General features: G+C 33.0%; 23 protein-coding genes. 12 read left to right on the top strand and 11 right to left on the bottom strand.

Features of this window, described 5'->3' with window-relative positions:
• Positions 1–16: 16 nt before the first annotated feature.
• The 3 genes from cdd to L3X39_RS11195 all read left to right on the top strand — a co-directional run bounded on the left by cdd (position 17) and on the right by L3X39_RS11195 (position 3312).
• On the top strand, positions 17–499 hold the full coding sequence (gene cdd / locus L3X39_RS11205; protein WP_237231874.1) for a cytidine deaminase: 483 nt from the start codon (positions 17–19) through the stop codon (positions 497–499).
• Positions 500–675: 176 nt separating this feature from the next.
• Positions 676–1674: a pyruvate dehydrogenase (acetyl-transferring) E1 component subunit alpha gene (gene pdhA / locus L3X39_RS11200; RefSeq protein ID WP_237231873.1), complete on the top strand. Its 999-nt coding sequence runs from the start codon at positions 676–678 to the stop codon at positions 1672–1674.
• A gap of 3 nt (positions 1675–1677) precedes the next feature.
• A complete protein-coding gene (locus tag L3X39_RS11195; protein WP_237231872.1) occupies positions 1678–3312 on the top strand; it encodes a pyruvate dehydrogenase complex dihydrolipoamide acetyltransferase in 1635 nt (544 codons plus the stop codon).
• 68 nt (positions 3313–3380) lie between these two features.
• Here the strand turns inward: L3X39_RS11195 and L3X39_RS11190 are convergent, their stop codons facing one another.
• Complete coding sequence (locus L3X39_RS11190) at positions 3381–5798, bottom strand: outer membrane beta-barrel family protein (protein ID WP_237231871.1); 2418 nt, start codon at positions 5796–5798, stop codon at positions 3381–3383.
• Positions 5799–6002: 204 nt separating this feature from the next.
• Here L3X39_RS11190 and L3X39_RS11185 point away from each other — a divergent pair, with 204 nt between their 5' ends.
• The 6 genes from L3X39_RS11185 to L3X39_RS11160 all read left to right on the top strand — a co-directional run bounded on the left by L3X39_RS11185 (position 6003) and on the right by L3X39_RS11160 (position 11615).
• The gene (locus L3X39_RS11185; protein WP_237231870.1) at positions 6003–7034 is read left to right on the top strand and encodes a M28 family metallopeptidase; all 1032 of its coding nucleotides are present in this window, start codon (positions 6003–6005) and stop codon (positions 7032–7034) included.
• A complete protein-coding gene (locus L3X39_RS11180; protein ID WP_237231869.1) occupies positions 7027–7710 on the top strand; it encodes an SDR family NAD(P)-dependent oxidoreductase in 684 nt (227 codons plus the stop codon). Before L3X39_RS11185 ends, L3X39_RS11180 begins: the two co-directional genes overlap by 8 nt.
• A gap of 11 nt (positions 7711–7721) precedes the next feature.
• Entirely contained in the window at positions 7722–8324 is a 603-nt protein-coding gene (locus tag L3X39_RS11175) for a SprT-like domain-containing protein (protein WP_237231868.1), read from the top strand.
• Between the two features lie 4 nt (positions 8325–8328).
• Entirely contained in the window at positions 8329–9408 is a 1080-nt protein-coding gene (locus L3X39_RS11170; RefSeq protein WP_237231867.1) for a mannose-1-phosphate guanylyltransferase, read from the top strand.
• 5 nt (positions 9409–9413) lie between these two features.
• Positions 9414–10883 (top strand): DUF389 domain-containing protein, encoded by a 1470-nt coding sequence (locus L3X39_RS11165; RefSeq protein ID WP_237231866.1) that lies wholly within the window; start codon positions 9414–9416, stop codon positions 10881–10883.
• 90 nt (positions 10884–10973) lie between these two features.
• Complete coding sequence (locus tag L3X39_RS11160; protein WP_237231865.1) at positions 10974–11615, top strand: hypothetical protein; 642 nt, start codon at positions 10974–10976, stop codon at positions 11613–11615.
• 144 nt (positions 11616–11759) lie between these two features.
• Here L3X39_RS11160 and L3X39_RS11155 read toward each other — a convergent pair whose 3' ends face one another.
• Together L3X39_RS11155 and L3X39_RS11150 are read right to left on the bottom strand one after the other, a co-directional pair.
• Positions 11760–12527, bottom strand: a complete 768-nt coding sequence (locus tag L3X39_RS11155) for an ABC transporter ATP-binding protein (protein ID WP_237231864.1) — start codon at positions 12525–12527, stop codon at positions 11760–11762.
• Positions 12527–13264, bottom strand: a complete 738-nt coding sequence (locus L3X39_RS11150; protein WP_237231863.1) for an MlaE family ABC transporter permease — start codon at positions 13262–13264, stop codon at positions 12527–12529. Before L3X39_RS11150 ends, L3X39_RS11155 begins: the two co-directional genes overlap by 1 nt.
• A gap of 108 nt (positions 13265–13372) precedes the next feature.
• On the opposite strand from L3X39_RS11150, the gene pafA reads away from it, so the two are divergent.
• Positions 13373–15040 (top strand): alkaline phosphatase PafA, encoded by a 1668-nt coding sequence (pafA, locus tag L3X39_RS11145; RefSeq protein WP_237231862.1) that lies wholly within the window; start codon positions 13373–13375, stop codon positions 15038–15040.
• On the top strand, positions 15040–15849 hold the full coding sequence (locus L3X39_RS11140; RefSeq protein WP_237231861.1) for a DNA/RNA non-specific endonuclease: 810 nt from the start codon (positions 15040–15042) through the stop codon (positions 15847–15849). The genes pafA and L3X39_RS11140 overlap by 1 nt, the downstream gene beginning before the upstream one ends.
• Positions 15850–15883: 34 nt before the next feature.
• On the opposite strand, the gene L3X39_RS11135 is transcribed toward L3X39_RS11140, so the two are convergent.
• From L3X39_RS11135 to gcvP, 4 genes are all read right to left on the bottom strand, one after another.
• On the bottom strand, positions 15884–16735 hold the full coding sequence (locus tag L3X39_RS11135; RefSeq protein ID WP_237231860.1) for a glycosyltransferase family 2 protein: 852 nt from the start codon (positions 16733–16735) through the stop codon (positions 15884–15886).
• A 21-nt stretch (positions 16736–16756) separates the two neighbouring features.
• Positions 16757–17278, bottom strand: a complete 522-nt coding sequence (locus tag L3X39_RS11130) for a methyltransferase (RefSeq protein ID WP_237231859.1) — start codon at positions 17276–17278, stop codon at positions 16757–16759.
• Positions 17279–17305: 27 nt separating this feature from the next.
• Positions 17306–18364: a 3-oxoacyl-ACP synthase III family protein gene (locus tag L3X39_RS11125; RefSeq protein WP_237231858.1), complete on the bottom strand. Its 1059-nt coding sequence runs from the start codon at positions 18362–18364 to the stop codon at positions 17306–17308.
• A gap of 103 nt (positions 18365–18467) precedes the next feature.
• Positions 18468–21317 (bottom strand): aminomethyl-transferring glycine dehydrogenase, encoded by a 2850-nt coding sequence (gene gcvP, locus L3X39_RS11120; RefSeq protein ID WP_237231857.1) that lies wholly within the window; start codon positions 21315–21317, stop codon positions 18468–18470.
• A gap of 120 nt (positions 21318–21437) precedes the next feature.
• On the opposite strand from gcvP, the gene L3X39_RS11115 reads away from it, so the two are divergent.
• Positions 21438–22271 (top strand): UbiA prenyltransferase family protein, encoded by an 834-nt coding sequence (locus L3X39_RS11115; protein WP_237231856.1) that lies wholly within the window; start codon positions 21438–21440, stop codon positions 22269–22271.
• On the opposite strand, the gene L3X39_RS11110 is transcribed toward L3X39_RS11115, so the two are convergent.
• The 4 genes from L3X39_RS11110 to purE all read right to left on the bottom strand — a co-directional run bounded on the left by L3X39_RS11110 (position 22268) and on the right by purE (position 25808).
• The gene (locus L3X39_RS11110; protein ID WP_237231855.1) at positions 22268–22528 is read right to left on the bottom strand and encodes a hypothetical protein; all 261 of its coding nucleotides are present in this window, start codon (positions 22526–22528) and stop codon (positions 22268–22270) included. The two genes, L3X39_RS11115 and L3X39_RS11110, sit on opposite strands and share 4 nt — an antisense overlap.
• A gap of 2 nt (positions 22529–22530) precedes the next feature.
• A complete protein-coding gene (locus tag L3X39_RS11105) occupies positions 22531–23085 on the bottom strand; it encodes a sigma-70 family RNA polymerase sigma factor (protein ID WP_237231854.1) in 555 nt (184 codons plus the stop codon).
• Positions 23086–23135: 50 nt separating this feature from the next.
• A complete protein-coding gene (locus L3X39_RS11100) occupies positions 23136–25178 on the bottom strand; it encodes a M3 family metallopeptidase (RefSeq protein WP_237231853.1) in 2043 nt (680 codons plus the stop codon).
• Positions 25179–25328: 150 nt separating this feature from the next.
• The gene (gene purE / locus L3X39_RS11095) at positions 25329–25808 is read right to left on the bottom strand and encodes a 5-(carboxyamino)imidazole ribonucleotide mutase (RefSeq protein ID WP_237231852.1); all 480 of its coding nucleotides are present in this window, start codon (positions 25806–25808) and stop codon (positions 25329–25331) included.

Raw genomic sequence — 25808 nt, 5'->3', positions numbered from 1 at the left:
TTGAATACATTTGAATATGAAGGAAATTAAAATAGAATCTAAACTTTACGTTTTTGACAGTTTATCTGAACTCCCCAATGAAGTACGTTCTTTAATGGAAAAAGCGGTAGAAGCTAGAGATAAGGCGTATGCTCCGTATTCAAAATTTAATGTTGGAGCTGCATTAATTCTTGATAACGATGAGGTTATTACTGGCAATAATCAAGAAAATGCATCCTATCCTTCAGGGTTATGTGCAGAACGAACGGCCATTTATTATGCAGGGTCACAATTTCCAGACGCCAAAGTACTTCGAATGGCTATTTCGGCAACTTCAAAAAACAAACCAACAGTAGATCCGATTCCACCATGTGGTGCTTGTAGACAGGCTATTGCGGAATACGAAATAAAACAAGAAACACCCATTGAAATATATTTTATGGGCGAAATTGGTAAAATTGTTAAGTCAAATTCATTATCAAACTTATTGCCTTTAGTATTTGATAAGAATTTACTTTGAAACTAATCATTTAATATTTAAAAAATTAAATGATTAACTATTGTTAAATATTTAATCATTTTTAAAAATAGTATTATTTCAATATTTTTTTTACATTCATTACCTAGTATTTTTGCAATAACTCACAATGTATTACTTTTGTTGTTAGCTAAATTATAAAACCATATTAATCGTCGATGCAAAAAATCACAAAAGAGGTTTACCTTAAATGGTATGAAGATATGTTGTTTTGGAGAAAGTTTGAAGACAAACTAGCTGCTGTATACATTCAACAAAAAGTAAGAGGATTTCTTCACTTATATAATGGTCAAGAAGCTGTTTTAGCAGGGGCTTTACATGCAATGGATTTGACTAAAGATAAAATGATAACTGCTTATCGTAACCACGTTCAGCCAATTGGTATGGGAGTTGACCCTAAACGAGTTATGGCGGAATTATATGGTAAGGCCACAGGAACATCACAAGGACTAGGAGGTTCTATGCATATATTTTCTAAAGAGTTTCGTTTTTATGGAGGACATGGTATTGTTGGTGGTCAAATTCCATTAGGAGCAGGAATTGCTTTTGGCGATAAATATCATGGTAGCGATGCAGTAACCTTATGTTGTTTTGGTGATGGTGCTGCAAGACAAGGGTCTTTGCATGAATCCTTCAACTTAGCCATGTTATGGAAACTACCTGTTGTTTTTGTTTGCGAAAACAATGGTTACGCTATGGGAACTTCGGTTGGAAGAACTGCAAATCATACTGAGATATGGAAATTAGGTTTAGGTTATGAAATGCCTTGTGGACCAGTAGATGGAATGAATCCTGTAAAAGCTGCTGAAGCTTTTGATGAAGCTATTCAACGAGCTAGAAGAGGTGATGGACCTACATTCTTGGAACTAAAAACATACCGTTATAGGGGACACTCTATGAGTGATGCTCAACATTACAGAACGAAAGACGAAGTTGAGGAATACAAAAAAATAGACCCGATTACACAGGTAAAAGATATTCTCCTTGAAAAGAAATATGCTACAGAAGCAGAGATAAAGGTGATTGATAAGCGTGTGAAAACTAAGGTTTCAGAATGTGAAAAATTTGCTGAAGAATCTCCATTCCCAGATAAGAATGTGATGTACGATGTTGTATATGAACAAGAAGATTATCCATTTATTCAACATAAATTATAAGCTATGGCAATAGTAGTAAACATGCCGCGTTTAAGCGACACAATGGAAGAAGGAACTGTTGCAACTTGGTTGAAAAAAGTTGGCGACAAAATTGAAGAGGGTGATATTTTAGCCGAAATAGAAACGGATAAAGCCACCATGGAGTTCGAATCTTTCAATGAGGGCGTCTTACTTCATATCGGAGTACAGGAAGGAGAAACCACTAAAGTAGATGAACTTTTAGCTATTATTGGTGATGAAGGAGAAGATATTTCGGGTCTGTTAAATGGAGGAGGAAATACCAATTCTGAAACAAAAGAAGAAACTAAAGAAACTTCAACAGAAGCTAAACCTGCTGAAACTGATAAAAGTGAAGCATCAAAGGAGTCTGCAAACTTGCCTGAAGGTGTTATAGTAGTTACTATGCCACGGTTAAGTGATACCATGGAAGAGGGAACAGTTGCAACTTGGTTGAAAAAAGTAGGAGATAAAGTTGAAGAAGGTGATATTTTAGCCGAAATAGAAACGGATAAAGCGACTATGGAGTTTGAATCGTTCCAGTCAGGTACTTTATTAGAGATAGGTTTAAAAGAGGGTGAATCTGCAAAAGTAGATTCATTGTTGGCAATAATTGGTCCTGCAGGAACCGATGTTTCTGGTGTGGCCGCTAATTTTTCAGCAGCATCAGCTCCAGAGAAGAAAGAAGAAGCACCAAAGGCTGAAGCAAAAAAAGAAGCACCTAAAAGTGCTCCAGCAGCATCTGCGCCAAAAACGAGTGCGCCTGCACCAACACCTGTTACTGCAAATGGGCGTGTATATGTGTCTCCTTTAGCAAAAAAGTTAGCTGAGGAAAAAGGAATAAACTTAACAAAAATACAAGGTTCTGGTGAAAATGGACGTATTGTTAAGCGTGATATAGAAAACTATACCCCTGCAGCTTCAGGAGCTTCGGTTGGTAAATTTGTGCCATCGGGACAAGAAGATTTTGATGATGTAGAAAATTCGCAAATGCGTAAAGCCATTGCCAAGGCATTAACAAATTCTAAATTTTCTGCACCTCATTATTATCTAACCGTAGAGTTTGATATGGAAAATGCCATGGCATTCCGTGCTCAATTTAATACCATTCCAGATACTAAAATCTCATATAACGATATGGTTGTTAAAGCTTGTGCGTTGGCATTAAAGCAGCATCCTCAAGTAAATTCTCAGTGGTTTGCGGATAAAATGCGTTTAAATAACCACGTACATATTGGTGTAGCTGTAGCGGTTCCAGATGGTTTGGTTGTACCAGTGGTAAGATTTGCTAACGAGCAATCTTTACCTCAAATAGGTGCAGCAGTAAAAGAGCTTGCAGGAAAAGCTAGAAACAAAAAACTAACTCCAGATGAAATGCAAGGAAGTACATTTACAGTTTCTAACTTAGGTATGTTTGGTATCGATACATTTACATCTATTATTAACCAACCAAATTCAGCAATCCTTTCTGTTGGAAATATTGTTGAAAAACCAGTGGTTAAAAATGGTCAGATAGTCGTTGGGCATACCATGAAATTATCTTTAGCATGTGATCATAGAACGGTTGATGGTGCAACTGGTGCACTATTTTTACAAACTTTAAAAGGATATATTGAAAATCCAGTTACTATGTTAGTGTAAAAATTCCTGCAAAGGCGGGAATCTCAAAATAGTAAAAACCTGTTTCATTAACTTGAAGCAGGTTTTTTTTAGTTTACGCGTTGTCTCTCTTCTTCCGAACCTGTTTGACGGTTACGTGACGACTTAAGTTTACTATTACCAAAATTGCGAGAATAAGATATAGCAAAGGTTCTATTAAAAAAATCAAATGTATTTCTGGTTTTAATATTTTGCTCTGGTAAGTCTGTACCTCCATTAAATTCTATACTGTCTAAAATATCGTTTATTGAAAATTTAAGTGTACCCCATTTTTCACTAAACTTTTTTTGTAAGCCTAAATTAATACCGTAAACTTCATCATATTTTGCAGACCCAAAAAATCCTGGTCCAGCATAAAATCCTGATAATTCAGCTGAAAAAGTATCCGAAATTTTAAAAGAATGTGTGCTGTTTGCAGAGAAATTACCCAGACTCAATTCTATAGGTTCATCATTGTAAAAAGCTCTTACCTTTTGTTTTATAAAAGTAAGGTTGTTTTGGGTGCGCCACCAATTAGTTAATTTTATTGGTACTCCTAAGGTAATTCCAAATGTTTTGGTATAATCTAAGTTGGCTGCTTCAAAAATTAATCTTCCGGTCCCTTCATCTATGCGCTCTTGAAAATTTGCAATCGAGGAATCTTCAATAGTATATTGAAACGATAAAAAATATGATTTGTAATTAACATCAAATTTAAAAGCATTAGATATAGCTGGTTGAAGTGACGCATTACCTGATAAGAAAGTATTAGGATCAAAAAAGATAACAAAAGGTGCCAAATCGTTAAAAGTAGGTCTGGTAATTCGTTTTGAATACGATAGATTTAAACTTAAAGTATCATTTATTTGTCTGTTTAAAAACACGCTTGGAAACCAAATGCCATAATCTCTATCAACAACAGTACCTTGCGTGTCGGTATCTAATTTTGAGTTTGTATGCTCATACCTCATACCAACCTTCATACTCGTTTTTTCGTTTATACTATAATCCAAGGCACCATAAGCAGCATATATTTTTTCGTCTAAATCGCTTTTGTTAGTTAAACTAGGGTCTGTAACCCAATCATTATTTACAAAATCATCAACATTTACATCATTTTCAAAATTCGATTTTGTACCTTTTATACCGGTTTCAATTTTTATTTTATCATTTATTTTATTGCTATAATCTAATTTACCAACCCAGGTTTCTATAGGTGTTTTTTTACCACTTCTTAAAAGTTCTATTCTATCAAAATTATTATTTTCATCGAAAAATGAATTTTCATAATTTGTAGGATTGTCAAACTTATAATTGATGTAATCTGCATCAAAACTTATAAAATCATCTTCAGTAAAATTATGTTTTATGTTAAAATTTATTCCATAATGCTTTAGGTGATTTATTTCATCATTGTCTAAAATCACATAGGAAGTTGGTACACCATTTTCTGAATCGAAACTATTATTAATGGCGTCCATAGACCATCTATTATCAAAAGCACTTACTAGCAAACCTACTATAGTTTTTTCTGAAGCTGTTACATCTAATCCTAATCTTAAGTTATGATTTCTTTGTGTGGGGTCTCTATCTGTAACAGTGCTAGAAGCCAACAAATTCCCGTTGTCTTCATATTGTCTGCTGGTTTTAAAAACTTGCCCTCTTTTGTCAAGCGAGAATCCGTAGCTTCCATAGAGGTTTACTTTATTTTTCCTGTAATTAAAATTAAGATTATTATTGTTTGTTACTCCGTTACCATAACCTCCAGAAATCGTATAGGATCCGTTAAGCCCTAAATCGGTTCTTTTTTTCAATATTATATTAATATAGCCTGCATTACCTTCAGCGTCAAAATTTGCAGGAGGTGTGGTTATTAGTTCAATGGATACAATATTATCGGCACTCATGCCTTCTAGCATTTGCACTAATGAAGATGCTGGCATATAGCTTATTTTATCGTTAACCATTACCACTACACCTTCTTTCCCAGCAATAGAGATACTATTACTTTGTCTGTTAACATTTACTCCAGGAGAACGTTCTAGAACTTCTAAAGCTGTCCCACCTGCCGATACAATGCTATTTTCAACATTTATAACCATTCTATCAACTTTTTGCTGATATAAAGGTTTTTTAGCTTCGACAACAACTTCGTTAAGTTCCTCACCTTCACTTAGTATTAGTGTTTCAACTTTGTAATCTGAATTTAAATTAAAAGGTTTAGAGTAAGTGGTTTTATAACCAACAAAACTGCTCATAATAATGTAATTTCCAGTATTAATATTGTCAATTTTATAAGTTCCATTATCTGAAGAAATAGTTCCTTTAACTAAGGTGGAATCAGTTGCTTTAATTAATAAAACATTTACATAAGCAATACCTTTATTATTTGTGTCTGAGATTAAACCTATTACGGTGTGTTGAGATTGAGTGTAACTATTTATCGTAATAAAAATCAATAATAGTTTAACAATACATTTAAAATCCATTCTATTTAATTTAAAAAAGCAACGATTAATGACATCAGTTTTAAAATGATGAATTTTGCTATTAATTAAAATCAGTGACAGATGAAGGGAGGAGAATTCTAACTTACTCAAATATAGGTAATAATTAATTTATCATGTAATAATTAACATATAATTATACTCATAATCCATTAGTTTTATATCTTTAAAAATTAAATTTAATCTATGAAAAACTTATTATCTATTCTCGTTATAGCATTCATTTTTAGTTGCGGTGGTCAAAAGCAAATTATTGAAACTAACCCAAAATCAGTTAAGAATACTGAAAACGAACAACACACAGACGATGTCGCATCTAATACTAAAAGAGCCCTTGAATCTGATATTTTTGTAAGTAAAACAGATGTGAAATTAAGTCTAGATTATTTAGCATCAGATGAGTTAGAAGGCAGGCAAACAGGTACAAAAGGTATTGAAAAAGCGGCTATTTATATTGAAAACATATTTAAAGAAAACAATGTAAAGCCCTATTTTGAAACGTATAGAGATAGTTTTAATTTAAAGGATATTGTTGGGTATAATGTTGTTGGCTATATAGAGGGAACCGATCCAAAACTTAAAAATGAATTTGTTATTCTAGGAGCTCACTACGATCATATTGGTAAAGGTAAAGAAGTTAATGGAGATACGATCGCCAATGGTGCTAATGATGATGCTTCAGGAACTGTTGCAGTTTTAGAATGGGCTAAATATTTTTCAAAAGTAAAAAATAATAAACGCAGTATTTTGTTCACTTTATATGCTGCTGAAGAGATGGGTTTAAAAGGGTCGGAGCATTTAGCCAAAAGACTTAAGAAAGACAATATGAATTTATATACCATGATTAATTTTGAGATGATCGGAGTGCCAAGAGCAGAAGGTGAATTTTTATCTTACATTACAGGTTATGATGTGTCTAATATGGCTGGAAAACTAAATGAATATGCGCAATCAGAAATTGTTGGTTTTTTGCCGCAAGCAAAGCAATATAATTTGTTTAAGCGCTCAGATAATTATCCATTTTATAACGAGTTTAAAATTCCTGCACAAGCTATTTCTACATTCGATTTTACAAATTTTGATTATTATCATCATGTAGATGACGAGGCAGATAAAATGAATTTTGAACATATGACAAACTTTATTAATAAAATGATACCTGCTTTACAAGGCATGATTAACGCTTCAACCAAAGAAATAATAATGAATAATGAGTAAAAAAATCATTATAACAGGAACAAGTAGAGGGATTGGGTACGAACTAGTAAAATTATTTGCAAAGAAAGGGCATAAAGTTTTAGCGCTTTCCCGTAATGAAAAGCCAATACAAAGTCTGAAACTTGATAATGTAACATCATTTTCATTTGACTTGGGAGATAGTAAAGCTTATAAAAAAGTTGAAGATTTTATAAAGACAGATTGGAAGCAAGTTGATATTTTAATAAATAATGCGGGAGCTTTACTGAACAAGCCATTTACCGAAACTACTATTAAGGATTTTCAGCATGTTTATAAAACCAATGTTTTTGGTGTTGCCGAACTAACACGTGTTGTTTTACCATTTATGAAAAACAATAGTCATGTAGTGTCTATAAGCTCTATGGGTGGTGTTCAAGGCAGTATGAAATTCCCTGGTTTAGCAGCATATAGCTCTAGTAAAGCGGCTGTAATAACCTTAACAGAGCTACTTGCTGAAGAGTATAAAGATTCTGGTATTTCATTTAATGTGTTGGCATTGGGTGCAGTACAAACAGAAATGCTAGAGGAAGCTTTTCCAGGATATCAAGCACCAACCACAGCATTAGAAATGGCTGAATATATTTTTGATTTTTCTTTAAACGGAAATAAATATTACAACGGAAAGTTGTTACAGGTTTCAAATTCTACGCCATAGCATTCTTTTATATGCAAAACAAGCTTCAAGAATATATTCCAAATAAAGCATTACTTAAAGTTTTAAAGCTTTTAGAGCATGATAATTTGGTTGTAAAAATTAAAAATGAACGTAAAACTCGTCATGGAGATTACAAGCGTTTACCAAACGGGAAACATCAAATAACAATTAATTCAAACTTAAACGAATACCGTTTTTTAATTACTCTTTTACATGAAATTGCTCATTTTGAAGCTTATAGTAATTACGGACGATTTATAAAACCGCATGGAGTTGAATGGAAACGAACGTTTCAACATTTAATGTTGCCATTTTTAAATCCTGATATTTTTCCAAATGAATTACTGCCTCTTTTGGCTAAACATTTTAAAAACCCAAAAGCATCTAGCGATACAGATACATCATTGGCCTACGCTTTAAAGCAATTCGACGAGCCAAATAATAAAACCTTTATTTTTGAAGTACCTTTGGGACAATCTTTTAAACTATATAACGGAAAAGTTTATAAAAGAGGAGAAAAAAGAACAAAACGCTTTGAATGCGTTGAGGTTAAAACAGGACGATTATATCTTTTTAATCCGAATGCAGAAGTGGAATTACTAAAAGAATATTAACGTTATGAATAAAAATTATTATGCCATATTAATGGCAGGAGGCGTAGGATCAAGATTTTGGCCAGTAAGTACTCAAGATTTTCCAAAGCAGTTTCATGATATGTTGGGAACAGGAGACACCTTAATTCAAAAAACATTTAAACGATTAGCTCATTTAATTCCAAAAGAGAATATTTATATATTAACCAATGAACGTTACAATGATTTGGTATTAGAGCAACTCCCAGAAGTTACTCAAAAACAGGTGGTTTTAGAACCCGCCATGCGTAATACCGCGCCATGTATTTTATATGCGTCTTTAAAAATTCAAAAAGAGAACCCAGATGCCATTATGATTGTAGCACCGAGTGATCATTGGATTGAAGATGAAACTACGTTTTCTAAAAATGTTGAGCAAGCTTTTAGCTATTGCTCTAAAAACAATGCGTTAATGACATTAGGTATACAACCAACGTTTCCAAACACTGGTTTCGGTTATATTGAATTTGATAAAACGTCAAATGAGGCTATAAAACCTGTCAATCAATTTAGAGAAAAGCCTGATTACAAAACAGCTAAAGGGTTTTTGGAACAGGGTAATTTTTTGTGGAATGCTGGCATTTTTATGTGGAGTGCTAAAAGTGTTATTGAGGCGTTCAAGAACAATCAACCTACGCTCTATAAACATTTTGAAGCTGGAATATCAGTTTATAATACTGAGTTAGAAGACGAATTTATTAAAGAAAACTATCCTTTGGCTGAAAATATTTCGGTAGACTACGCCATTATGGAAAAGTCTAAAAATGTATATGTGATTGCAGCAGAATTTGATTGGAACGATTTAGGAACTTGGGGCAGCTTATATGACAAATTGGATAAAAATGAAAATGGAAACGCCGTTGTTAATGCCAGAACCCTAACAGAAGAAGCATCGGGTAATTTAATTCGAACTAAGAACAATAAAATTGTAGTGGTTGATGGTTTACAAGATTATATTATTGTTGATAAAGACGAAGTTTTGCTTATCTTTCCTAAATCAAAAGAACAGGATATAAAGAAAACACTTCAACAAGTTAAAGACAAGTTTGGAGAACAATATGGTTAATTAATATGAGCGAAGAAAGTAAATTCAATTTTTCGGAGGAAGCCAACGAAAAAAAGGAAAATAACGTCGAGCTTTCAAAAGAAGAAATTAAAAAGGAAGCCAAAGGGTTATTTGTTAGTATTAAAAAGTTTTTAAGTGAACTTTTAGATTTTAGAGAAGACACCGATAGAGATGCTACTATTCAAGCCATAAAAGGCGATATACCCTTTAAAGGAGCAACCGCATGGATTTTGGTATGTTCCATATTTGTGGCTTCCATTGGGTTAAACGCAAACTCTACAGCCGTTGTAATTGGCGCCATGTTAATTTCACCACTTATGGGACCTATTTTAGGAGTAGGTTTATCAATTGCAATAAACGATATTGACACCTTAAAAAAATCGCTCGTAAACTTAGCAACCATGATTGTTTTAAGTTTACTAACAGCGTTTTTGTTTTTTTGGCTATTCCCTTTAAGTGAAGATACTTCAGAGCTTTTAGGACGAGTAAGACCAGATATCCGGGATGTTTTAATTGCATTTTTTGGTGGTTTAGCCTTAATAATTGCCCGTACAAAACGTGGTACTATTGCGTCTGTGATTTTCGGAGTCGCTATCGCTACGGCTTTAATGCCACCTTTATGTACCGCCGGTTATGGTTTAGCAAAAGGTAATTGGGAATACTTTTTAGGAGCCATGTACTTGTTTACTATCAACACCATTTTTATAGCTATGGCAACATTTATTGTTTTAAAAGTGTTGCGTTTCCCTATGCTTAAATATGCCAATTCTAAAAAGCGACAGTTTATATCAAGAATGGCTACGTTACTTGCTGTGGTAGTTATGGTGCCAGCAGTTTGGACGTTTTTGAATGTATTAAAAGAAAGTAATTTTAATAGAGATGCTAAAAATTTTGTGGATAATGAGTTAATAGCATTACCACATTTTGAATATGTAAAAAAGAATGCCACATATATATATTCTGATAACGAAAATCCACGTATTGAGTTAAGTACGTTTGGCTTAGATGAAATTCCTGAATCTACTATTACGCTTTTACAAAATAGAATGAAAGATTACGGGTCGCTGTCTAATGCTCAATTAGTGGTTAACCAAAATAGGTCTCAAAACTTAGATAATTTTAAATACATGGAGGAGCTTCGTACACGAGACTCTTTAGATTTATTGACGCAAACCGAAAAAATCAATTTTTTAGAAAGCAAGGTAAGGCAACTCTCGAAGCTTGAGAAAAATTATATCCCCTTTGAAGAATTAACTAAGGAGGTTAAAATAAACTATGAAACCATTGAAGAATTCTCATATGCTAATGTGATTAATTCTAACTTTAAAAAAATGGATACCTTGTCTATTTTTTCAGTAAAATGGGTAGATTCTTTAGCAAAAGAAGATGCTAGGAAAAAGGACAAAGACAAACTGGAAAAGTGGCTTAAAGTGAAGCTAAACTTAGATACGTTAGTGGTTAAAAGGGTTAATTAGAACCTTGACATTGTAAAAAATTTCAGCTAACTTCGTTTAACTGCTGATATAAACAATTAAAAAAATCCATATCAAAACATTACCATACATTTGAGAAAAATCGTTTTCATATTGATCATTTTGATTTTCCAACAAAATCTTTACTCTCAAAAAGAAATTATTGGAAAGGTGGAATTTTATAAATCAGAGGCTACCAAATTCGCCTTATTTAGAGATACTGACGACAGATACACAAAAAACCTAAATAAAAGAAAAAGCAAAATTCAATTATTTCAAAGAGATAGTTTAACCGAGTTGGAAACTGACTCATTAGGAATTTTTAAAATTAGAATTTCTTTAAAAGATTCAATCAAAATTAAAATAAATGAACATTCCCCCTTTTTTAACGGACAATTTGAATTTGGACCTAAAGATATTGTGGACACATTAAAACTTCGGATTTCTGACAGAAAATTAGCAATTCAAAGAGACTCTGTTCTTGAACCTGAATTTCAAAATATATATAGTGAACAGAAAGCCAAAATAGATTTCAAAGCTGGAAAGCGAAATATTCTATTAGTTGGATATGATTGGCCAACAGATGAGACAACTCAAAGACGAGAAGAAATAGCTAAAATGTATAAAGTAGATTATGTTTATATATTTGAGCCAAGCCAAAGTAAAATGCGAATTATATACAGATACAATCAAGTAATGAGAAAACTAATGGGAATTAAAAAAAACGTGTGGTAACAACGTGTATAATTCATTGCTTGGTTCAAGTCTACTCGAAATTTCCTTCGGAAACTCCTCTGGTCCGTGAATGTTTGCTAAATTACTTGCTGAAACATACAACTATCCATACACAAAGACGTTCAACGAAATTTCTATAATACATTACTGATTTTCATCCAAGTACATTCTTCGTACTTTTTTAAATAAATTTGAAGAGTAAACAAAATCGGTAACGGATTCGTTATCGGTTATAAAAATAGTGTCTTTAGAGCCTTCCCATTCTTTAAAACCATTTTTCAAAAACACAATTTTTTCACCTATTTCCATAACCGAATTCATATCATGAGAGTTAATTACGGTTGTAATTTGATATTCTTCGGTAATTTCTTTAATTAAATTATCTATAACAATCGCTGTTTTTGGGTCTAAGCCCGAATTGGGTTCGTCACAAAACAAATACTTAGGATTATTTACAATGGCGCGAGCAATGGCAACACGTTTTTGCATACCACCAGAGGCTTCACTAGGTTTTTTCTTATGAGCATCTTCAAGGTTTACCCGTTTTAAAACAAAATCAACACGGTCTTGCATTTCGCTTTTACTCTGTTTAGTAAACATACGAAGTGGAAACATCACGTTTTCGGCAATAGTCAAAGAATCAAACAAGGCACTTCCTTGAAAAACCATTCCTATTTTAGCACGCAAATTACGTTTTTCGTCTTCCGTTAATTGCGAAAAAATTTCCCCATCATAAGCAATAGAACCTTCTTCATAATCAAACAAACCCAATAAGCATTTTAAAAAAACCGTTTTCCCCGAACCACTTTGCCCTATAATAAGATTGGTTTTTCCTTTGTCAAAAGTGGTGGTAATACCCTTTAAAATATGAGCTTCACCAAACGACTTATGTAAATCTTTAACTTCAATCATTAGCTTAAAAGCATTTGGGTTAGTAAATAGTTTAAAAGAATAATAACAACACTCGTCCAAACAAACGATGTTGTGCTAGCTTTACCAACTTCGAGGGCGCCACCTTTCATATAATACCCATGAAAGGATGGAATAGTTGCTAAAACAAAAGCAAACACCACCGTTTTTATAAACGCATAAGTAATATGAAATGGAATAAAATCGGTTTGAATACCTATAATATAATCTTCAAGCGAGCTAAAACCACCATAAACACAAGCAGCCATACCTCCAAGAATACCTAAAAACATGGCGATTGAAATTACAAAAGGATACAGCATTAAAGCTATGAACTTAGGAAATACTAAATAATTTAATGAGTTTATCCCCATAACTTCTAAAGCATCAATTTGCTCTGTTACTCGCATTGTGCCAATGCTAGAAGTAATAAACGAACCTACTTTACCTGCCATAATAATGGATATAAAAGTTGGGGCAAACTCTAAAACTATGGATTGTCTTGTAGCAAAGCCAACTAAATATTTCGGAATTAAAGGGTTGCTAATGTTTAATGCCGTTTGAATAGTAACAACACCACCAACAAAAAAGGCAATAAAAGCAACAATACCAAGCGAGCCAATTATTAAGTCGTCTATATCTTTTAAAATAAGCTGTTTCATTACGCTCCACTTGGTTGGTTTGCGAAACATTTCAGCAATCATTAAAAAATAAGCTCCTATATTATGAAGGTATGTCATATTAAAATTTGTAATTGCTAAAGTAAAAAAAACTTATAGGTATTTAACTTTAATTTTAAATTATGATGTTTTTAAAATATGTATTTTTGGTTTAGATTAAACACCGTTATGAAAAAAATCATTTTACTACTATTTATTTGTTCATTTTATTTTACAAGCAAAGCTCAAAACACTGTTTCATTAAATAAAACGTCTGTTGACAAACCGAGGTTGGTTGTTGGTATTGTTGTAGACCAAATGCGGTATGATTATTTAACACGTTTTTATAATAAATATGGTGATGGTGGATTTAAGCGTATGGTAAATGAAGGGTTTAATTGTAAAAACAACCATTATAATTATATACCAACTAAAACAGGACCAGGACATGCATCAATATTTACGGGTACTACGCCTAAATACCATGGTATTATTGGTAATGATTGGTTTGATAAAGATCTAAAAAGGAATGTGTATTGTGCCAATGATAGTAATTTAGAGTCTATAGGTACAAAAAATGAAGCAGGAAAAATGTCTCCACATAGAATGCTGGCATCAACTTTTGCAGATGAAAATAGGTTATTTACTCAAATGCGAGGTAAATCTATAGGAATTTCGCTAAAAGATAGAGGAGCTGTTTTTCCAGCAGGTCATGCTGCCAATGCTGCTTATTGGTTTGATTTTGAAAACAATGGTTCAGGTAATTGGGTAACTAGTTCATTTTATATGAAGGAACTTCCAAAATGGGTAACAGATTTTAATAAATCCGATGCAGCCGAAAAATATTTTAAAGAATGGAAGACTTTGTATGATATAAATACTTATACAGAAAGCGGAAGTGATTTAAATGATTATGAGCGCATTTTTAAAGGAAAAGTAACAGCCACTTTTCCATATGATTTACAAACTTTAAGAAGTCATAACGGTAATTTTCAAATCATAGCTGAAAGCCCTTTTGGAAATAGTTTGACTACAGATTTTGCAATAAAAGCTATTGATTCAGAAGAATTAGGTAAAGATGAAATAACCGATGTTTTAACGGTTAGCTACTCCAGCACTGATAAGGTTGGTCATGATTTTGGCCCAAATTCAGTAGAAATTGAAGATACTTATTTACGTTTGGATTTAGATTTAGAACGACTATTTAATGCTCTCGATGATAAAGTTGGTAAAGGTCAATACACGGTGTTTTTAACTTCTGATCACGGTGCTCCTCACGTTCCTAATTATTTAAAGTCAAATAAAATTCCTGCTGGACTTTTTGATGAAAGTAAAATGTTTGATGAAATGAATGCTTTTGTAGAAAAGCAATTTAAAGTCTCGGGTTTAATTTTAAGTAGAATTAATAGTCAAATATTTCTCAATCACGATAAAATCCATGCTAATAACCTAGTATTGAAAGATGTAAAAGAAATTTTATCGCTTGAATTATTAAAGTATAGTTTAATTGATAAAGTTTATATCACATCAAATATAAATCAGTTTGAAGGTTCAGGTGGTTATATTGAAACACTTTTACAAAATGGTCATAATCAAAAACGCTCAGGCGATATGATGTTTGTTTATAACCCTGAAGTCTTTAAAGGCACCGAATGGAACAGAACAGGAACCGATCATCATTCTGGATTTAGTTACGATACCCATGTACCATTACTATTCTTTGGGAAAGGTATTAAACAAGGTGAAACTTTGCAGAAAACAGAGATTACTGCTATTGCACCAACTATTTCAGCGCTCTTAGGAATTAGTTTTCCTAATGCAGCAATTGGACAACCATTAGAATTTGTTTTAGATTAATGAGTAAACGCACACTTTATTCAATTCTTGCTATAGTCATTGTTTTAGGGGTTTATGCTTATGAACATTTTTTAAGTGAAGAAGAAAAATCTGAGATAATTGAAGCAGGAAACACAGTTAAAATTGATACTAACGAGTATTTTTTACCATCAAGTACAACAGGACAAATAGTGCATCATGAAGGGTATTCTTTATCATATAGCGAACCGCACGAACAAGCCGAATGGGTGGCTTATGAGCTCAAAAAATCACATTTATCAAATACCAACCATAAACGCCCTTATTTTGAAATCGACAAAGCTGTAAAAACAGGTGCTGCTGATTGGAAAAATTATAAAAATTCAGGGTACGATCGCGGTCATCTTTGTCCTGCTGGAGATAGAAAATATAGCCAGAATGCACATGACGAAACGTTTTTAACCAGTAATATAAGCCCACAACTTCATGATTTTAATTCTGGCATTTGGAATACTTTAGAACAAAAAGTACGTTATTGGGCAAGTAAGTACGATGGGGTTTTTGTAGTAACGGGCGGCGTTTTAAAAGGCAACATGAAAACTATAGGCGATGAAGAAGTATCGGTACCCAATCAATTTTTCAAAGTGCTGATTGATAATAATACTGGTAAAACTAAAATGATTGCTTTTTTGATGCCACATGAAAACTCAAATAAACCTTTGTATGAGTTTGTAGTTTCGGTTGATAGCATTGAAGTTTTAACAGGTATTGATTTTTTTCCTGAACTAGATGATGCCATTGAAGATAAATTAGAAGCTTCAAACAGTTATAAAAACTGGAGTTTTAATTGACGCTTTAGCGTCATCCTGTACTTGTTTCAGGATCTCATCCTTTTAGTTTGCCTATTATTCCTTTCCAACGGAGATCTCTAATAAACGTACCCTCTTCTTCAGAAACTAAAAAAGGCATGTTTTCTTTTTTTGCTTTAAAATAACCTGCTATATAGTCATTTAACAAACCTAAACTTCGTTTTTTGTAAGCCAATTTTAACGCTGAAATAAATGTTATAACAAAACCATAACGCATTTTATACATGGCTTCTCCTTGTAAATATTTTGAAGCCTTATTGTAACTCATACCTGTTGGTTTCAGGTGTTTTACATGGAGCGATTCATCGGTTAAAATGTCCCAACCATAATATTTAGCAAGTAATTCATCAATGGTATCCCAACCCATGGATGGTTTTAATTTGCCAATTTCTAAAAAACACCCTTTTTTGTAAGCTTTTAAAGCACCGCGAATATGGTCTTTTCGGGTTAAATTTTCCAATACCCAACTACCATCTTTTTCTATATAGCAAAACCCTGAAACCATTCCTAATTTAATATTCGAACTATAATGATTAGAAAGAGTTTCTAGGTAATTCTTAGGAAAGATTAAATCGGCATCAAACTTGCAAATTACATCGTAATTTTCATCGAGCAGTTCATAACCTTTGTAAAAAGCATTGATAATTTTTGAACCCGGCAAATGAATATTTGATGACTTTGAATTGACTAATGAAATCCACGAATGTTTCTTTGCGTAAGCCTCTACAATATCTTGTGTGTTATCTGTAGAGTTATCATTAACAACCATCAAACGCTTTGGCAATAATGTTTGATTAACCAATGAATCCAAAGTAAGACCAATAGAGCTTTCTTCGTTATGTGCAGGTATGATGATGTAGAAATTCAAACTTCAAGTTTAATTTCAAAGTTAAACTCTTTCGGCGTAAATAATATAATATCTAGGTGTAAACCAACGCAAAAAAGGTCGGATTCCAATTTTTTTAGTTGGGTTAGTCCATTTTTGTCTGTCTAAAACTTTCCAACCTGCTTTTTCCAATAACCAATCAAATTGCCAATCTTCAAATTCGTGGTAATGACGGTCCAGCATATCTGTTTTACTTCGGTATGCAGAAGAAAACCATAATTTAAGAGGAACACTTGCTACTAGCTTATCCGCTTTAATAGATTTTAATACGGTGAAAGGAGATAATAAATGCTCGAAAATTTCAAAGGCTGTAACAACATCGGCATTACTACTCTCGATGGTTGATGTGTCTAAATCTAGATCTTCTCCTTTGGTATTCTCAACAGTATAACCTTGTTTCTGCATGATGGTTGTAAACGGATTTACAACACCCAAATCTAAAATAGTTTCCTTAGTAGATATGTGCTTTTGAAGAAACTTTATGGTGTGTTTAAAACGTTTGTTCGGAAAAGTGTTTTCGTACATTTTGGCATTTCCGCAAACGCGGTCATATTAATATTTGTAAACAATGGCATTGATATGCATTCCTGCACCAACACTTGCAAATATAATAACATCACCTTTTGTAAGACTATGATTTTCTAATTTATTATTCTTAACCAAATCAAACAAAGTAGGCACAGTTGCTACTGAGCTATTTCCTAATTTATGAATGCTCATAGGCATAATGCCTTCAGGAATATCGGTTTTATAAAGCCTATAAAATCGTTTTAAAATTGCTTCATCCATTTTTTCATTAGCTTGATGAATGAATATTTTTTTAACGTCTTTGATATCTAAACCGCTATTATCTAAACAGGTTTTCATAGCATTAGGTACATTACTTAATGCAAATTCATAAATTTTACGACCATCCATCTTAATATAGCGCGTATCTCTACATAACTCTTGGTTATTTGAATTACCAAAGAACAAATAATATGCTTCGTCATAGGTGAAACTAGCCGTTTCGTGAGCTAAAATACCACCTTCATCTTCTGTAGCTTCAATAATAGTTGCTCCCGCACCATCAGAATAAATCATGGAATCTCTATCATGTTTATCAACAACTCTAGATAAGGTTTCAGAACCAATAACCAAACAGCGTTTAGCCATTCCAGCTTTAATAAATGCCTGTGCTTGAATGACACCTTCAATCCAACCAGGGCATCCAAAAAGGATATCGTAAGCAACGCATTTTGGGTTTTTTATTCGTAAACTATGTTTTACTCTAGAAGCTAAACAGGGTAACATATCACTTTGAATAGCATTATGTTTTACGTCACCAAAGTTGTGTGCAACAATAATATAATCGATAGTTTCAGGATTTATTTTAGCATCGGCAATTGCTTTTTCAGCAGCAAAAAAACCTAAATCGGAAGAATTTAAATGGTTTTTTGCATAACGACGTTCATCAATACCTGTTATAGCTTGAAATTTTTCTACAATAATCTCATTAGGATGATTTATGGTAGAGCCATCAGTATTTAAAAATTGATGTTGGTGAAAATTTTCGTTTTTCTCAATATTGGATGGAATATAGCTTCCAGTCCCAGTAATTTTAATATTCATAAATGTAAAAATGCCTTTAATTAAAATTGCACATAGCAATATAAAAGGTTTTAATTAAAGGCCATGTTTTTTGTTTATGATTTTACGATGTTCAAAAAGCCTATTATGCTTCTAAATAGGCTTCAATAGGGGTACAAGAGCATATTAAATTTCTATCTCCATAGGCATCATCAACACGTCTTACACTTGGCCAAAATTTGTTTTCTCTTACATAATCCAATGGAAATGCTGCTTTTTCACGTGAGTAAGGTAAATACCATTCGTTAGCAGTAATCATTTCCAAAGTATGCGGTGCATTTTTTAGAACATTATTTTCATCTTCTTTTGTAACGCTATCTATTTCTTTTTTAATAGAAATCATAGCGTCACAAAAACGATCCATTTCAGCTTTACTTTCACTTTCGGTAGGTTCAATCATTAAAGTACCCGCAACCGGAAATGACACAGTAGGCGCATGGAATCCGTAATCCATTAAACGTTTTGCAATATCAACCACTTCAATGCCATTAGCTTTAAAAGGACGACAATCAACAATCATTTCATGAGCAGCACGTCCGCGTTCTCCTGAATAAAGCGTATCAAAACTTCCTTGAAGGCGTTTTTTAATATAGTTAGCATTGAGGATAGCTATTTTGGTGGACTGTGTTAATCCTTCAGCACCAAGCATTTTTATATAGCCATAAGAAATTAAACACGCTAAAGCGGATCCAAAAGGAGCTGCTGAAATAGCCGTTATAGCATTTTCGCCACCTGTTTTTACTAGAGGGTTTCCTGGTAAAAATGGTACTAATTGTTTTGCTACGCAAATAGGACCAACTCCAGGACCACCACCTCCATGCGGGATAGCGAAAGTTTTATGAAGGTTTAGATGACAAACATCGGCTCCAATATTACCTGGGTTTGTTAAACCAACTTGTGCATTCATATTAGCACCATCCATATACACTTGGCCACCATTATCATGAATAATTTTAGTGATTTCTTTAATGGCTGATTCGTAAACACCATGTGTGGATGGGTAGGTAACCATTAAACATGATAGGTTGTCCTTGTGTAAAATAGCCTTTTCACGTAAATCGTCCACGTCAATATTACCTTCATCTGTAGATTTAGTAACCACCACTTTCATTCCTGCCATAACAGCACTAGCAGGATTTGTTCCATGAGCGGACGAAGGAATTAAACAGATATTTCTATGATGATCACCACGTGATTCATGGTAGGCTTTAATAACCATTAAGCCAGCAAATTCACCCTGCGCTCCAGAGTTTGGTTGCAATGATGTTGCTGCAAACCCAGTGATTTCGGTTAACTGATTTTCTAATTCTTTAAGCACTGTTAAATATCCTTTAGCCTGTTTTAAGGGAGCAAAAGGATGAATATTTCCCCATTTAAACCAACTTAATGGGAGCATCTCAGAAGCTGCATTAAGTTTCATGGTGCAAGAACCTAACGAAATCATAGAATGATTTAAGGCTAAATCTTTGCGCTCTAAAGATTTTATATAACGCATCAACTCGGTTTCAGAATGATAAGAATTAAAAACTGCATCTTTTAAGAATTCTGATTGACGTTGAATAGCCGAATCAATATTGTTGGCTTTATCAATAGAAGAGATAACAGTTGTTTCTTTTTGAGCAGCTTCGGCGAAAACAGATATTAAATAATTTATATCTCTAATTGCAGTGGTTTCATTGATGGATATTGTTACGGTTTCATTGTCTGGATAAAACAAATTCACCTTTTTTTCCTTGGCAACTTTCTTTATTTTTTTTGAATCTGTTTTAATTTGAAGCGTATCAAAATAAGATGTATTAACCTGAGTATAGCCTAGTTTTTCTAAAGCATTTGTAAGTGTTGCCGCTTTGTTATGTATTTTGTTTGCTATAAATTTTAACCCTTCAACGCCATGATAAACAGCATACATGCTAGCCATAACAGCTAAAAGTACTTGTGCTGTACAAATATTTGAAGTTGCTTTATCACGTTTTATATGTTGCTCACGCGTTTGTAAAGCCATACGTAAGGCTCTATTGCCATTGGCATCTTTAGTAACTCCAATAATACGCCCTGGAATATCACGCTTGTAAACTTCCTTAGTTGCAAAATAAGCAGCATGAGGACCACCATAACCCATCGGGATACCGAATCTTTGGGTAGTTCCTACAACCACATCGGCACCAAATTTACCTGGAGCTTCTAGTTTTACTAAGCTTAGAATATCTGCAGCTACGGCTACTTTAATTTGAGCATCATTCGCTTTAGCGATAAAGGTTTTTATATCTGTTATTTGTCCGTCTTTTCCAGGATACTGTAATATAGCTCCAAAAAAATCTGAAGAAAATTTAAACTCATTTTCATTACCAATTACGAGTTCAATACCAATTGGGTTAGCTCTTGTTTGAAGTAACGATAAAGTCTGTGGTAATATATTGTTTGAAACAAAAAATTTGTTTACGTCATTTTTCTTTTGTTCACGTTCACGAACCGCAAAAAGTAAACTCATGGCTTCGGCAGCCGCAGTACTTTCGTCAAGTAATGAGGCATTGGCAATTTCCATGCCTGTTAGGTCTATAACCATTGTTTGGAAATTTAAAAGTGCTTCCAAACGCCCTTGAGCAATTTCTGCTTGATAAGGTGTGTAGGCGGTATACCAACCTGGGTTTTCGAGAATGTTGCGCTGAATAACTGCTGGCATAATGGTTGGATGATATCCTAAACCAATGTATGTTTTATATGCTTTATTTTTTTTAGACAACTCATGAATATGAAGTAAATATTCATGCTCAGTCATAGGTTCATCTAAATTTAACCCATTTTTTAAGCGGATGTCGTCTGGAATGGTTTCATAAATTAACTGATCTAAAGACTCGGCTCCAATGGTTTTTAGCATGAGGTTTTGGTCTTCTTCTCTAGGACCAATATGACGCAGTGCAAAAGCGTTTGTATTCATTAAAGTGAAATTAATTATATAATTCGCAAAAATAAGTAATAAAAATCGTGTTTTATTAATGATAATGGAAAGTTTTTAACCATTTAAAAACGTTATTAACAGTTTGATTATTTTTACAAAATGAAGTGGTTAAAACAACTCTTTAATTTTTATATAGATAGCAGTGTTCATGTAGCTTTATCAGTCTATTCTTTGAATTGGGTAACCCTTTTAGAATTTGAAATACCATATGACGAAAATTTACTTTATTTTATTTTTTTTGCTTCTATAACCGGTTACAACTTCGTAAAGTATTTTGGTGTTGCAAAATTTCATCATCGCCGATTGACTAGTTGGCTTAAAGCGATTCAAATATTTTCATTTTTTTGTTTTTTATTAATGTGCTATTATGGGCTTCAATTAAGCCATAAATCACTCTTCTACATTTTAGGTTTTGGTGTAGTTACGTTTCTATATGCGATGCCGTTTTTGCCTAAACACATGTTTTTAGATAAACAACATAATTTACGTAGCATTGGAGGATTGAAAATATATTTGATAGCTTTGGTTTGGACAGGAGTAACTGTTTTTCTTCCCTTAATTGAGAATACATATCAAATTAATAATGATGTTATACTAACTGCTGTACAAAGGTTTTTGTTTATTATAGTTTTAATGCTGCCTTTTGAAATTAGAGATTTAAATTACGATAGTTTGAAGCTTTCTACAATGCCTCAAATAATTGGGGTAAAACAAACAAAAATAATGGGCGTTCTTTTACTAGTGGTGTTTTATTTTGCAGAGTTTTTTAAAAATGACACAGCATTTTGCAGTATAGCTACGTTGTCAATAATTACAATAATCACCGCTTTATTTTTGGTGTTTTCTAATATTAATCAAGGAAAATATTACAGTGCTTTTTGGGTAGAAGGGTTAACCATTATTTGGCTAGTATTGTTACTTATGTTTTGCTAAAACTTTTGGTCTTCTAAGACTTTTTCAAAATCTCGCTTCATTTTTTCTTTACATTGCTTATCTAAACATTCTATTTTAGAGACTTTTATTTTTTTGGTAAGCTTAGTATTGTTTTTAGTATAGTCTCTACAAGCTCTACAATAAATTAAATGTATATTTAGCTTAACCTTTTCCCAAAAAGAAGCTTCTTTATATTGCGTTTTATCACAGGTGTGATTCGCTTCATCACAAGACATTATAATCTTGACTTTACTCATAACTAAAACCAATTTTCTTTTAGGCAAGCAGCCATAGCAGTTCGTGCTCTATGAATGATTACCCAAAGGTTAGACGCAGTAATGTTAAGTTCATTACAAATAACTTCGGTTTCAAAACCTTCAATAGTTTTCATTTTAAATACCTCGGCTTGCCTTAAAGGTAATTTGCTTAAACAATTATGTATGGCATCACTTAATTCTTCATTTTCCATGGTATCTTCGGCGGTTTTATCAAAAGGATCTGCAACACGTTCTTCTAACCAATCGCCTTCGCTTTCAGCATCATCATTATAAGTAATGCGCACTTCGGCTTTTCCTTTTATTGAATTTATTTTTCGATAATGGTCAATAATTTTTCGCTTTAAAATAGAGATTAGCCACGTACGTTCGCTAGCTTCTCCTTTGAAGTTTTTCATAGATTTTAAACCAGCCAAAAAAGTATCTTGAACCAAATCTTGCGCAATTATCCTATCACTAACGCGCGAAATTGTGAAATTGTATAAGTAGTCAGAATATAAATCTATCCACTTATTCGGATTAATTTGATGGTTAGGCATTTCTAAGCAATTTTTCTTTTCTCAAAAATAAGGTAAAAAAATGAATATTTTTAATTGTCTATTAATCCAGCGCGTTTTAATAGTGCTTCTGGCTTAGGTTCTTGTCCCCTAAATCGTTTATAAAGCGTCATTGGGTTTTCTGTTCCACCCTTTGATAATACATGTTCTTTAAATTTAGTGGCTACTTGTTTATTAAAGACACCTTTTTCTTTGAAATATTCAAAAGCATCGGCATCCAAAACCTCTGCCCATTTATAGCTATAATAACCAGATGAATATCCACCTTGAAAAATATGTGAAAATGAGGTGCTCATACAATTTTCCGTTACATCTGGATATAGCTGTGTATTTTTAAACGCTTTTAATTCGTGAGCCTTAACAGATTTTATTACTTCAGGCGACGAGCTAGCATGCCAACTCATATCTAATAATCCAAAACTTATTTGACGTAGTGTTTGTATACCTTCATTAAACGTAGCCGATTCCTTTATTTTTTTTACTAATTCCATTGGAATAACTTCCCCTGTTTCATAATGTTTTGCAAACAATTCTAAAGCATCTTTCTCATAACACCAGTTTTCTAGAATCTGACTCGGTAACTCTACAAAGTCCCAATATACGCTTGTACCAGATAAACTAGGGTAGGTAGTATTGGCTAACATCCCGTGGAGGGCATGACCAAACTCATGAAATAAAGTGGTAACCTCGTTAAAAGTGAGCAACGACGGTTTTGTTTTTGTTGGCTTCGTGAAGTTGCAAACTATTGAAATATGTGGTCTGCTATTCTCCCCATCTTTAATATATTGTGGTTTGTAAGAGGTCATCCACGCACCGTTGCGTTTTCCAGGTCTTGGAAAAAAATCCGCATAAAATATTGAAACAAAGTTCCCTTTTGAATTGGTAACCTTATAGGTTAAAACATCATCGTGGTATTTATCAATAGTATATATTTCTTCAAAATTTAAATCGAAAAGTTTATTGGCAACGGTGAACGCACCATTTATAACATTTTCTAACTTGAAATAAGGTTTTAAAAGCTCGTCATCAAGACTAAATAATTCTTGTTTTAGTTTTTCAGAATAATAGGCGCCATCCCATTTTTCCAATCGGTTTATGTTATCAAGTTTTTTTGCAAAGTTGGTAAGGTTTATAAACTCTCTTTCAGCGGCTGGTTTTGCTTTCTCCAATAATTCATTTAAAAAAAATAAAACTTTTTCTGGTGTTTGAGCCATTCGTTCTTCTAAAACAAAATGGGCGTGTGTTTTATAACCTAACAGGTTTGCACGTTTATGCCTTAACTTTACAATCTCTAAAACAATATTTTGATTGTCTAATTTATCACCTTTAAACGATTTTGAACCAGCGGCAAGCGTTATTTTTTTTCTTAATTCCCTGTTGTTGGCGTACGTAACAAAAGGTATGTAACTTGGGTAATCTAATGTAAATAGCCAACCTTCTTGTTCTTTACTTTCGGCCAATTGTTTTGCGGCCTCTTTAGCACCATCAGGAAGTCCAGATAAATCAACTTCATCGGTAATAAGCATCTCAAACTTGTTAGTTTCGGCCAATACATTTTCACCAAATTTTAACTTTAATTTGCTTAATTTTTTATCGATTTCCCGGAGTTTTTCTTTTTTGTCAGCAGATAAATTGGCTCCGTTTCTTGAAAAGCTTTTATATTTTTTATCTAATAGTGTTAGTTGCTCTGTAGTTAAATTCAGTTCATTTTTAGATTCATAAACAACTTTTACACGTTTAAATAAATCTTCATTTAAAGTAATATCGTTACTGAATTCTGATAGTAGAGGAGAAATCTTTTGCGCGATTTTTTGAATGGTATCGTTTGTTTCGGCTGAATTTAAATTAAAAAAAATGCTCGATATTCTATCTAATTGTTCACCAGAAAAATCTAAAGCCTCAATGGTATTTTTAAAGTTTGGGAACTCAGTATTATTTATAATAACATCAATTTCTGCTTTGGCATCTTTTATGGCTTTTTTAAAAGCAGGCAAGAAATCTGCATTTTTAATTTTTGAGAATGGAGCCGTATTAAAGTTGGTATTAAATGAATGATTCAATAAATTCTTTGTCATTTTTTAATGAAATATGTTAAAAATAAAATTTACTATGCGTACATAATAAATTTTTTTTATGTTTGCACCCATTAATTTGCAGAGTGACTAACTCATGAGAATTATTTGTTAATAGCTGAAAAGCCCGGATTAATTTCTGGGCTTTTTTCATTATAAACCTTTAGCAGATTCAATTACTTTAAGCTTTAAACCTTCTTTATAAGCAATTATTTTGTCAAGCACACATTTATCACTAGAACCAATAATTTGTGCAGCTAAAATACCTGCGTTTTGTGCTCCGTTTAGCGCAACAGTTGCAACAGGAACACCACCTGGCATTTGAAGAATAGATAAAACAGAATCCCAACCATCAATGGAGTTGCTACTTTTTACTGGAACACCTATTACTGGCAATGGAGATAAGGAAGCTATCATTCCTGGTAAATGAGCAGCACCACCAGCACCTGCAATTATTACAGAAAACCCTTTTGTGTGTGCATGTTTTCCGTAATCAAATAATTTTTCTGGTGTACGATGGGCGGAAACTATATCGACTTCAACTTCAATATCAAAACCTTTTAAGATGTCTATAGCATCTTGCATTACTGGCAGGTCGCTTTTGCTTCCCATAATAACTCCTACTTTACTCAT

Source organism: Flaviramulus multivorans (assembly GCF_021728415.1).
GTDB lineage: Bacteria > Bacteroidota > Bacteroidia > Flavobacteriales > Flavobacteriaceae > Sabulilitoribacter > Sabulilitoribacter multivorans.
Note: the sequence above shows the minus strand (reverse complement) of the source record. Positions and strands in the feature narration are given on the sequence as shown.